The organism is Neobacillus sedimentimangrovi (assembly GCF_010614825.1).
In the GTDB taxonomy this organism is placed as follows: Bacteria; Bacillota; Bacilli; order Bacillales; family Cytobacillaceae; genus Neobacillus; species Neobacillus thermocopriae.
In genome coordinates this window covers 1-10,562 of the sequence record NZ_JAAFZF010000069.1, presented here as the reverse complement: position 1 = coordinate 10,562, position 10,562 = coordinate 1, and the positions used below count along the sequence as shown (strand labels likewise).

Here is a 10,562-nt window from a genome sequence, read left to right as displayed (position 1 = left end):
TGAATGGAAAGCTTATGAATGGGGGAACAGTCGTAAAGGTTATTGGCGAATCTCAAAAAGTCCCATATTACACAGAACCCTTGGAAACTCCTATTGGAGTAACCAAGGGCTTAAAAGTCTACAGAAACGTTATGAATTCTTGCGTCATTTATCTTGATTGAACCGCCGTATACGGAACCGTACGTACGGTGGTGTGAGAGGACGGGGGTTAATCACCCCCTCCTACTCGATTTCTTGAATTCTTTGATATAGTTTTTCTTTTTCCTCATCTGACAGTATTCTTTCCGCCATTGGAAACAATACGTTTTCTTCTTTAGCAAAATGTTCAGTTAAGATAAAATATGCTTCTTGTATTAAAGCACTTAGATTTTTCATTTCCTCAGGAGAATGATTGTTGTTATTGGTCTTCTCAAGAAATGTCTTGATTTTTAATTTTGCCTGATCGTGTTCATATTCCATTACAGCAATTGGCCCAGATGTCGTACCAATGTATGTCCCCATCATAGGGAATAATACTCCTTCTTCCTTTTCTGAATGAGGATCTAGAGCTTCTTGAAATTCTTTTACTTTCTTAGATAAGTTAGTGAAATTAGTCAAAATACTTTCATCTTGATCAATTTTCTTTGTTAAGCGGAATAATCCGTCTAATTGCTCCAAAAGGGGGAGGTGTTCTTCTTTTAATTGCTTTAAACCTTTACTGAGTTCAGCAGGTGGCATTCCTCCAAATGCACTCATACATCCGCTCATAATTTCACCCCTAACACATTTTGCTTCAAGTATAAGGGTAGTTTTGACAATATGTAGTGACAGAAATCACAAACCAACAAATTATGATGTAGAAAAAAATAAAATAGTATTCAGAAAATTTTTAGTCATTGTAAGACAATAAATGGAAGTGTGTTTAATATAATATAAATAAATCGAAACAAAGGGAGGGTAAATATGAAAACCCCTAATTACCATGATTTCTATCAAAAGGCATTAATCCCGATTGGACGAAACGATTTGAAAATATTGAAAGATTCGTATATTGGTTTTTCTGAATCTTCCCACACACATTGGTTAATTGCAGTAGAAGGTGTACAGCTTCCACAATCTAAGATTTACTTTCATTGGAAAGTGAGTATTTATCCAGCAAATGATGAAGGTGATTTTAATTGGAAAAAACCTTACTATTGTTCAGCTAATATGGAAAACATCGATCAAGCTATTGCATTAGCCTCATCATTAATGAAATCAAGTAGAAAAGATGAACTTTCCTCCGCTGTTCTCTTAGAGAAAATAAGCTAGCCACTCACATACTTAACCATCTGCTTTATCTTCTTTTTTCCATCCTTTGTGAAAAAACCTACATATTGGAATTCAAAACCACTTATTTCGATTAGATTGATGTATCACTATGGTAATGGTGCAACAATAAACAGCATGATATCAAAAATAATGTGCGATACAATCACCAATGGCATACTTTTTTTCCAAAAATATAAGACACCCCATATGAGTCCGGATAGGAAGGCTGCAAAAATGAGTAACAATGATCCAGAATAGATATGGGCTGAGCCATAAAGGAATGCCCCTATCAGAATGCCAGGTATTGGTTTAAGGGAATGAAGCAGCCTTTTCTGTACAAATCCTCTCCAGAAAATTTCCTCTCCAGGCGCAGCTACAAATACTAAAGATAAATATTGCCAAAATAATGAAGGGGCAAACCATTTATATAAACGACTAATCTCTTTATGAAATGAAAAGTCAATGAACTGAAGGAGATGGTATCCAGCCCAAAATATAAAATACAAAAGTAATCCGGTAATAACCCCCCAGCCAATTGAACGGGGGATAGAAAGTTGATCATCCATCTCTCCTTTTAACATGGTGAAAATAATGAGGCCAAGGATGGACCCGGAAAAAATATACCAAAAAATAGATTTGTCATTGAACGAAAAATAAAGAAGAACGTGTGCAAGTATCAACCCGGTTAATAGTTTCGAGTCACAAATTAGTTTCTTCATTTTTCTAAAGCTCCTTTATGAATTAAGATGTCTCGGATTATTTAGAGTAATTTTCATGTACATTTTAACCGATTGCTTAAATAAGAATATCAAAAAATGAAAAAAATAGCATTGAAAGGAGTGAAGAAAATGAGTAAATCAAAAAGGCAAAGAGAGAGGGAACAGACAATTAGAAAGCAAGATCAAAAACCGCATGGTAAAGTTAAATCGTTTAAAGAATTAGCAGAGGATACTCAAGTTGAGTAAAAATGAAGGGGCTGTCCGGAAAGTGGTATTTCAGCCGAAATCTTTATAAAAGCAAAACCCAAGAATGCTGTTAAATCAACATTTTTGGGTTTTTAATTTGGGTTCATTTTTCTCTTAAATGGACTTTTTAGACAGCCCCTTCTTATAAAAGTAAGTTTTAAGCTCGTTTATTTGAAAGCGTTATCTTTTATGATTTTATAATTTTTGTGATTGACTACAGTTCTTTGTTCTAACTCTAAATCACGATAATTATCCATATATGTTAAATCAACTATCACGGAATTTTCATTCACTTTCTCTACTATTCCTTGCAGGCCACCGCGGAATTCAATAATATTTCCTACCTCTGCTTTTTTCAATTAGCCTCTCTCCTTTATAAAAAAAACTTTTAAACTATTTAAATAACAGTTTGCACCATTTTTCCCAATTCGTAAAGGATTTTGGTGAAAATATTGACACCGTTTTCACATATTAATATTATGAAGTTACCAAGTTAATGATTCAGCTTTTTTAAGATTTAGGTGGTTCACGCAAAGATTCAAACGATTGGATTATTTGTTGTGAATCATTTTTTCTTTTATGGCAGATTTCAATCAAAGTGGGTGAAGTGATGGAAAAGTTTATTTTATCCTTGGACCAAGGTACCACAAGCTCTAGAGCCATTCTTTTTAACCAAAAAGGTGAAGTCGTTCATACGGCACAAAAAGAATTTACTCAATTGTTCCCTAAACCAGGTTGGGTGGAACATAATGCAAATGAAATTTGGGGATCCATCCTTTCTGTTATTGTGAGTGTGCTTTCTGAATCAGGTACTAAACCAGAGCAAATTGCTGGGATTGGAATCACGAATCAAAGAGAAACAACAGTTGTATGGAATAAAGAAACAGGTGAACCGATCTATAATGCGATTGTTTGGCAATCGAGACAAACAAACGAAATCTGTGAAGAACTTAAAAACAAAGGTTATGATGACATTTTCCGTGAAAAGACAGGTTTGCTTATTGATGCTTATTTTTCAGGAACAAAAGTAAAATGGATTTTGGATCATGTAACAGGAGCACGTGAAATGGCCGAGGAAGGCAAATTATTGTTTGGTACCATTGATTCATGGCTAGTTTGGAAGCTTTCCGGCGGGAAGGCACATGTAACCGATTATTCTAATGCATCTCGTACTTTAATGTTTAATATTTTTGATCTCAAATGGGATGATGATTTATTAGAGATTTTAGATATTCCTAAAGCAATGCTTCCAGAAGTCCATCCTTCATCTGAAATATACGCCAAGACTATTGATTCTCTATTTTTTGGTAAAGAAATTCCGATTGCGGGAATTGCTGGAGACCAGCAGGCAGCATTATTCGGTCAAGCATGTTTTGAAGAGGGTATGGCAAAAAATACCTATGGGACAGGTTGCTTCATGTTAATGAATACAGGAGCAAAAGTAGTTCGGTCAAAACATGGTTTGTTAACTACGATTGCGTGGGGCTTGGATGGCAAAATAGAATATGCACTAGAAGGCAGTATCTTTGTAGCAGGTTCGGCAATTCAATGGCTACGTGATGGATTAAGAATGTTTAAAGAGGCAAAGGATAGTGAAGATTATGCCATTAAGGTAGCCTCTACGGACGGTGTATACGTTGTTCCTGCATTTGTTGGTTTAGGTGCTCCTTATTGGGATAGTGATGTCCGTGGCGCAGTTTTTGGGTTGACCCGTGGAACAACTAAGGAGCATTTTGTCCGTGCCACACTTGAGTCACTTGCTTATCAAACACGGGATGTATTATCCGCTATGGAAGCCGATTCAAAGATTCAATTGAAAACACTTCGTGTCGATGGTGGGGCAGTAAAAAATAATTTCTTAATGAAGTTCCAGAGTGATATTTTAAATGTTCCAGTTGAAAGGCCAATTGTAAATGAAACTACGGCGCTCGGGGCAGCCTATTTGGCGGGACTTGCAGTAGGATTCTGGAACAGCCAGGAAGAAATTTCAAAACTGTGGAAGATTGACAAACGGTTTGACCCTAAGATGGCTGAAGAGGAACGAGATTCCTTGTATGAAGGGTGGAAGAAAGCGGTAATGGCAGCTAAGGCTTTTAAATAACGTATAAGAAAATAAAGTAGAATAGTTAAAATTTCAAATAAATTCATATTGGCTGGAGAATAAGTTGAGACCACAAAACATTATCGGGTTCAATGATGTTTTTGTTGGTCTCTTTTTATTTCTTATCGCCGTCAAACAGCATATTAAATAATATAGGAGGAATTTGGGATGCATTTTTCCAATCTGAATCGAAAAGAAATTGTAAATACATTAAAAAACGGATATTTTGATGTATTAGTTATAGGTGGAGGGATAACTGGTGCGGGAATCGCCTTGGATGCTGCTGCTAGGGGTATGAAAACGGCTCTTGTAGAAATGCAGGACTTCGCTGCTGGGACATCAAGCCGGTCAACAAAATTAGTGCATGGGGGACTTCGTTATCTAAAAAATTTTGAAGTAAAAATGGTTGCTGAAGTTGGAAAAGAAAGGGCGATTGTTTATGAAAACGGTCCACATGTTACTACGCCTGAATGGATGCTCTTGCCTTTGCATAAAGGGGGGGCCCTCGGGAAAATAAGTACTTCCATTGGTTTACTAGTCTATGATTTTCTTGCTGGGGTAAAGAAATCCGAGCGGCATATGATGTTATCGCCAGAGGAGACGATGGTTAAAGAACCGTTAATCAAAAAAGAAGGATTAATAGGTGGAGGCTATTATGTAGAATATCGGACAGATGATGCCAGATTAACAATTGAGGTAATGAAGGCTGCGTTTGAAATGGGGGCAATTGCCTGCAATTATTCGAAGGTTATAAAATTGCTCTATGAAAATGGTAAAGTTATTGGCGCGCAGATCGAGGATCAATTGTCTAAAGAAACATATGAAGTCCGATCCAAAAAAATTGTAAATGCTGCAGGTCCTTGGGTAGACAATATAAGGGAGCTGGACAGTTCAAGAAATGGAAAAACATTGAAGCTTTCAAAAGGTGTCCACCTGGTTATCGATCAGTCCCGATTCCCATTAAAACAGGCCATTTATTTTAATACTCCTGATGGTCGAATGATTTTTGCTATTCCGCGAGATGGAAAAACTTATGTTGGAACAACTGATACATTTTATAATGATGATGCCATAAATCCTAATATGACAATCGCTGACCGTATGTATATAATCAATGCCATTAATTTTATGTTTCCAGATGTAGAAATAATTGAAAATGATATTGAGTCTAGCTGGGCTGGAGTTCGTCCCCTAATATATGAAGAAGGGAAGGATCCATCTGATATTTCTCGAAAGGATGAAATCTGGGAGTCTAATTCAGGTTTGATTACAATCGCAGGCGGTAAATTGACTGGGTATCGAAAAATGGCTGAGCGGGTAGTTAATTTATTAGCAAATCAATTTGTTAAAGAAGAAGGGAGAACATTTCCTGCATGTGAAACGAAAGATATACCAATATCAGGAGGTAAGGTAGGGGGATCTGTTCATTTTCATTCCTTTGTTTCAAAAAAAGTGGTTAAAGGAGTAGAGCTTGGATTAACTCGAAAAGAAGCGGAAAATTTAGCAAAATTATATGGATCAAATATTGATATCGTTTATGAGCTATTAAAACAGAATTATGAAGATGCTACAAACTATAACCTTCCATTAGATTTATTTGCAAAACTTATCTATGCATTAGAACATGAAATGATTGCATTGCCACTCGATTTTTTTAACCGACGGACGAGTGCAATATTATTTGATATCCAATCCGTTCATAAGTGGAAAACGCAAATTGTTTCTTATATGGCTGACAAATTTCATTGGACTAAACTAGAAAAGGAAAAGTATTTTTCTTCAGTCGAAAGAGCCTTAAAAGCTGCAGTAATCCCTGTAGACCAACAAGAAGCATATCCACCTGATACCAATGGAAATGATTTATTCATATAATAAATAAACTATGGCTGTCTTTAAAGACAGTCTTGGTTTATTTTGGTTGAATTTTAAAGAAGTTGAATGATATTGACGTTTTTGTGAACGAAGAATAAAAAACATTTGATTGAAAATGAAGAAAATGCTATTCTACTTTTTGTATTGTTTTTTATTTCATTAATAGTAGATAAATAAAAGCCTTATGATTGTTTGCTTTTTGGGAAACATAAATTTTAGTACTTTAGTTAGTTAATGACTTTATTGACTAAACTAGCTATTTTGGATATTTTTAAAAAGCAAGCATTTAATTTTATTTACCTACTTTATCTATTAATAAAAGTTATAAAGGAGTATGATGAATAATGGCAGAAAAACAATTTAAGGTTATCGCAGATACTGGTATCCATGCAAGACCAGCTACACTATTAGTTCAAACAGCTAGCAGATTTGATTCTGAAATTAATTTGGAATATAAAGGTAAAACCGTTAATTTAAAATCTATTATGGGTGTTATGTCACTAGGAATTGGTAAAGGTGCAGACATCAAGATTACTGCTGAAGGTAGCGATGCAGCTGAAGCACTAAACAGCTTAGAAGAAACATTGAAAAAAGAAGGATTGGCTGAATAATGACTTTTTTAAATGGTATTGCTGCATCAAATGGTATTGCCATGGCAAAAGCTTATCGTTTGGTGGAACCAGATTTGAATTTTGAAAAGAAAATCGTTGAAGATTCAACGGCTGAGGTGGAGCGTTTCCGCCAAGCTATGGCAAAAGCTAAATCAGAACTTGAATTGATTCGTGAGCGTGCAGAACAAGAACTGGGAGCAGACAAGGCGGCTATATTCGAAGCACATCTCCTTGTGTTAAATGACCCAGAATTAAATACCCCGATTGAAGACAAAATTAAATCGGAAAATGTAAATGCTGAAGCAGCTCTTAAAGAAACTGCAGATATGTTCGTTACGATGTTTGAACAAATGGATAATGAATACATGAGAGAACGTGCTGCAGATATTCGTGACGTTACTAAGAGGGTTTTGGCTCATTTATTAGGTGTTCAATTGGCTAATCCGAGCATGATTTCTGAAGAAGTTATCATTGTTGCGGATGATTTAACTCCATCAGATACTGCACAATTGAATAAACAATATGTTAAAGGATTCACCACCAATATTGGGGGACGTACATCACATTCAGCTATTATGGCTCGTTCGATGGAAATCCCTGCGGTTGTAGGAACAAAAACAGCAACAGAAGAAATCAACAATGGCGATTTTGTGATTGTAGATGGATTAAAAGGTGAGGTACATATTAATCCAATCCCTGAACTTGTTGATCAATATAAGAAAGTTCATGAAGATTATGAAAAACAAAAATCTGAGTGGGCCAAGCTGGTAAATGAGCCAACGGTTTCTGCTGATGGTCATCATGTCGAGCTAGCCGCTAATATCGGTACTCCTAATGATTTAAAAGGTGTAATTGATAATGGCGGTGAAGGTATAGGACTGTATCGTACGGAATTCCTTTATATGGGTAGAGATCAGCTTCCTACTGAGGAAGAACAATTTGAAGCCTATAAAGCTGTATTAGAAGGAATGAATGGGAAACCAGTAGTTGTGCGGACATTAGATATTGGTGGTGACAAAGAACTACCTTATCTGCAACTGCCTAAAGAGCTAAATCCATTCTTAGGCTTCCGTGCTATCCGTCTATGCTTAGAAGAACAAGGAATATTCCGCACTCAACTCCGCGCTTTATTACGTGCAAGCATTTATGGGAATTTAAAAATTATGTTCCCTATGATTGCAACACTAAATGAATTTAGAGAAGCCAAATCCATTCTTGAAGAGGAAAAGCAAAAGCTAATTGCGGAAGGTCAGAAAGTGGCTGACAAGATTGAGCTTGGTATCATGGTTGAAATTCCATCAACAGCTGTGTTAGCCGACCAATTTGCGAAGGAAGTAGATTTCTTCAGTATTGGTACGAATGACTTAATTCAATATACGATGGCTGCCGACCGCATGAACCAACGTGTATCTTACCTATATCAACCATATAGTCCATCCATTCTTCGATTAGTGAAAATGGTCATTGATGCTGCACATGCAGAAGGAAAATGGGCTGGAATGTGCGGTGAGATGGCAGGGGATGAAACGGCTATTCCTGTTCTGTTAGGATTAGGGCTTGACGAATTCTCCATGAGTGCCACATCCATTTTGAAAGCTCGTTCACTTATTAAAGGTTTGAAAAAATCAGACATGGAACAGCTTGCACAAGAAGTATTGAATATGCAAACTACTGAACAAGTGGTTGAAGCAATTAACAAAAGAATAAAATAATTTTATGACTAGGGACTGATTTTTCAGTCCCTAGTTTTTTTAGAATCTTCTAGAATGTCTAACGTAATTACAGTAGATGCGAGATACCTTCGCATTCCACCCTGCGATCAGTTCATATCGAATCGCTTCTAGCTCCTCATGTCTTTTTTGGTTGAAGGGCACAATAAGGAAGGTATCAGCAGGAAAAGCAGCACCACCGAAAGCGATAGCTTTTGGGAGGCTATACATACGTACCAATGGGCTTAGTACTTTTCTAATCAAAATCCAATGATTAATGTTAAAATAGAAAAAAATAGGAAGGGGAGAGAAGGTAATGTTAACACCTGAGAATACAGTAATTGGTTTCATTGGAACCGGGGTTATGGGAAAAAGTATGGCAGGTCATTTGTTGAAAGCTGGATATCCATTAATTGTTTATTCCCGTACGAAAGAAAAGGCAAAGGATTTGCTAGATCAGGGAGCCCAATGGGTGAACAATCCGAAAGAGGTTGCTGAAAAGTCATCCGTAATTTTTACTATGGTCGGTTACCCTTCAGACGTCGAAGAAGTGTATTTAGGATCTGAAGGTTTAATCGCACATGGAAAATCGGGTAGCTATTTTATTGATATGACTACATCTTCTCCATCACTAGCTGAAAAAATTTATGAAGAGGCAAAAAAGAAAGGAATTTATTCCATCGATGCACCTGTTTCGGGTGGAGATATTGGGGCTAGAGAAGCAAAACTTTCCATTATGGCTGGTGGAGATTTGGAGGCTTTTAACGTGGTTCGCCCTATGCTAGAGCTTTTAGGTACGAACATTGTGTATCAAGGAACTGCAGGGATGGGTCAACATACGAAAATGTGTAATCAAATTGCGATTGCATCCAATATGGTCGGTGTTTGTGAAGCCATTATTTATGCAGAAAAAGCAGGTCTAGATCCTGAAAATGTATTAAAAAGTATTTCAACAGGGGCTGCAGGTAGCTGGTCATTGAGCAATCTTGCTCCTCGGATGCTGGAAAAGAATTTTGAACCTGGTTTTTACATAAAACATTTTATCAAGGATATGAAAATTGCTTTAGATGAAGCGGAAAAAATGGGGATAGAATTACCTGGTTTAGCATTAGCGAAATCGTTATATGAGAAATTAGTAGAAATGGGAGAAGAAAACAGCGGGACACAGGCACTTTATAAGAATTGGAAAGAATAATATTGTTATGGCCATAACTGGTAAGAATAATTCCCTCCAAGATTCTTGAAACTATTAATGATCGTGTAAAGGGGGGATAGTTATGGCCAAAAGAACGAAGAAAAATGATCCTCAGCAGAAAAACAAAAAAGGATTTGATTCCGCTGTGATAAATGCTGAATTTGCCCACGAAATGGGTGCAACTGATACAAATAAAATTCGTCGTGATAAAGATAAAAAAGTAAATGCTGCAAAAAATAATGGGAAATATAAAGGGATGAATCCATAAGAAAAAATCCTCGCTGTTATTAAAATGTACCCTATAAGATGGACACTTTGAAAAAAGTCCTTCTTGTAGGGTACTTTTGTTTATAATGAGAAAAAAGATGTTGGAGTGGAACTAGAATGACGAAGAGACTATTAACGAAAAAAGAACAAGAACTACTAAAGAAGAATCCTTATGTAAAATCAGTTAGCGATAAGGCGATTACCTATACAGACGAATTTAAGCGTCATTTTATTGCGGAAAATGAAAAAGGAAAGCTGCCTAGAGAAATCTTCGAGGAAGCTGGTTTAAGTGAGGAATTAATCGGAATTGATCGTATTAAGACAGCTGGTAAACGTTGGCGTGCAGCCTATCGTAATGCAGAAATTGAAGGTTTAGAAGATACGCGTAAAACAAATTCAGGTCGCCCTTCTGACCGTGAATTGACCTTAGAAAAAAAGATTGCCCGCCTAGAAGCAAAAAACCAACTATTACGTGCAGAGAATGAATTACTAAAAAAGCTCGATCTACTCGAAAGGCAGGTGTTGAAGAAGAAATCACAATCGAAACGAAAG

Annotated in this window: 12 protein-coding genes and 1 pseudogene; 10 read left to right on the top strand and 3 right to left on the bottom strand. The window is 36.5% G+C overall.

Annotated elements, in window-relative coordinates; translation table 11 throughout:
* Positions 1-157: pseudogene (locus GZA11_RS16830) on the top strand (group II intron reverse transcriptase/maturase); the annotation flags it as partial.
* Positions 158-222: 65 nt separating this feature from the next.
* Here the strand turns inward: GZA11_RS16830 and GZA11_RS15435 are convergent.
* Entirely contained in the window at positions 223-747 is a 525-nt protein-coding gene (locus GZA11_RS15435) for a hemerythrin domain-containing protein (protein WP_235925073.1), read from the bottom strand.
* 195 nt (positions 748-942) lie between these two features.
* On the opposite strand from GZA11_RS15435, the gene GZA11_RS15430 reads away from it, so the two are divergent.
* Positions 943-1,290 (top strand): hypothetical protein, encoded by a 348-nt coding sequence (locus tag GZA11_RS15430; protein ID WP_163184332.1) that lies wholly within the window; start codon positions 943-945, stop codon positions 1,288-1,290.
* Positions 1,291-1,397: 107 nt separating this feature from the next.
* On the opposite strand, the gene GZA11_RS15425 is transcribed toward GZA11_RS15430, so the two are convergent.
* Entirely contained in the window at positions 1,398-2,009 is a 612-nt protein-coding gene (locus tag GZA11_RS15425) for a CPBP family intramembrane glutamic endopeptidase (RefSeq protein WP_163184331.1), read from the bottom strand.
* A 129-nt stretch (positions 2,010-2,138) separates the two neighbouring features.
* On the opposite strand from GZA11_RS15425, the gene GZA11_RS16825 reads away from it, so the two are divergent.
* Positions 2,139-2,255: a DUF6254 family protein gene (locus GZA11_RS16825; protein WP_231315211.1), complete on the top strand. Its 117-nt coding sequence runs from the start codon at positions 2,139-2,141 to the stop codon at positions 2,253-2,255.
* A gap of 167 nt (positions 2,256-2,422) precedes the next feature.
* Here the strand turns inward: GZA11_RS16825 and GZA11_RS15420 are convergent, their stop codons facing one another.
* Positions 2,423-2,614: a YkvS family protein gene (locus tag GZA11_RS15420; protein WP_038540604.1), complete on the bottom strand. Its 192-nt coding sequence runs from the start codon at positions 2,612-2,614 to the stop codon at positions 2,423-2,425.
* A gap of 251 nt (positions 2,615-2,865) precedes the next feature.
* Between GZA11_RS15420 and glpK the strand changes: the two genes are divergently transcribed.
* From glpK to GZA11_RS15385, 7 genes are all read left to right on the top strand, one after another.
* Positions 2,866-4,356: a glycerol kinase GlpK gene (gene glpK / locus GZA11_RS15415; protein WP_038540607.1), complete on the top strand. Its 1,491-nt coding sequence runs from the start codon at positions 2,866-2,868 to the stop codon at positions 4,354-4,356.
* A gap of 168 nt (positions 4,357-4,524) precedes the next feature.
* On the top strand, positions 4,525-6,228 hold the full coding sequence (locus GZA11_RS15410; RefSeq protein ID WP_163184330.1) for a glycerol-3-phosphate dehydrogenase/oxidase: 1,704 nt from the start codon (positions 4,525-4,527) through the stop codon (positions 6,226-6,228).
* Positions 6,229-6,572: 344 nt separating this feature from the next.
* Positions 6,573-6,839: a phosphocarrier protein HPr gene (locus GZA11_RS15405; RefSeq protein WP_038540613.1), complete on the top strand. Its 267-nt coding sequence runs from the start codon at positions 6,573-6,575 to the stop codon at positions 6,837-6,839.
* Positions 6,839-8,551 (top strand): phosphoenolpyruvate--protein phosphotransferase, encoded by a 1,713-nt coding sequence (ptsP, locus tag GZA11_RS15400; protein WP_163184329.1) that lies wholly within the window; start codon positions 6,839-6,841, stop codon positions 8,549-8,551. Before GZA11_RS15405 ends, ptsP begins: the two co-directional genes overlap by 1 nt.
* Positions 8,552-8,864: 313 nt before the next feature.
* The gene (locus GZA11_RS15395) at positions 8,865-9,743 is read left to right on the top strand and encodes an NAD(P)-dependent oxidoreductase (protein WP_163184328.1); all 879 of its coding nucleotides are present in this window, start codon (positions 8,865-8,867) and stop codon (positions 9,741-9,743) included.
* 82 nt (positions 9,744-9,825) lie between these two features.
* The gene (locus GZA11_RS15390) at positions 9,826-10,011 is read left to right on the top strand and encodes a hypothetical protein (RefSeq protein WP_038540623.1); all 186 of its coding nucleotides are present in this window, start codon (positions 9,826-9,828) and stop codon (positions 10,009-10,011) included.
* Positions 10,012-10,127: 116 nt separating this feature from the next.
* Positions 10,128-10,562: HTH domain-containing protein (locus tag GZA11_RS15385; protein WP_328822056.1), on the top strand; the 435-nt coding region annotated here is incomplete at its 3' end.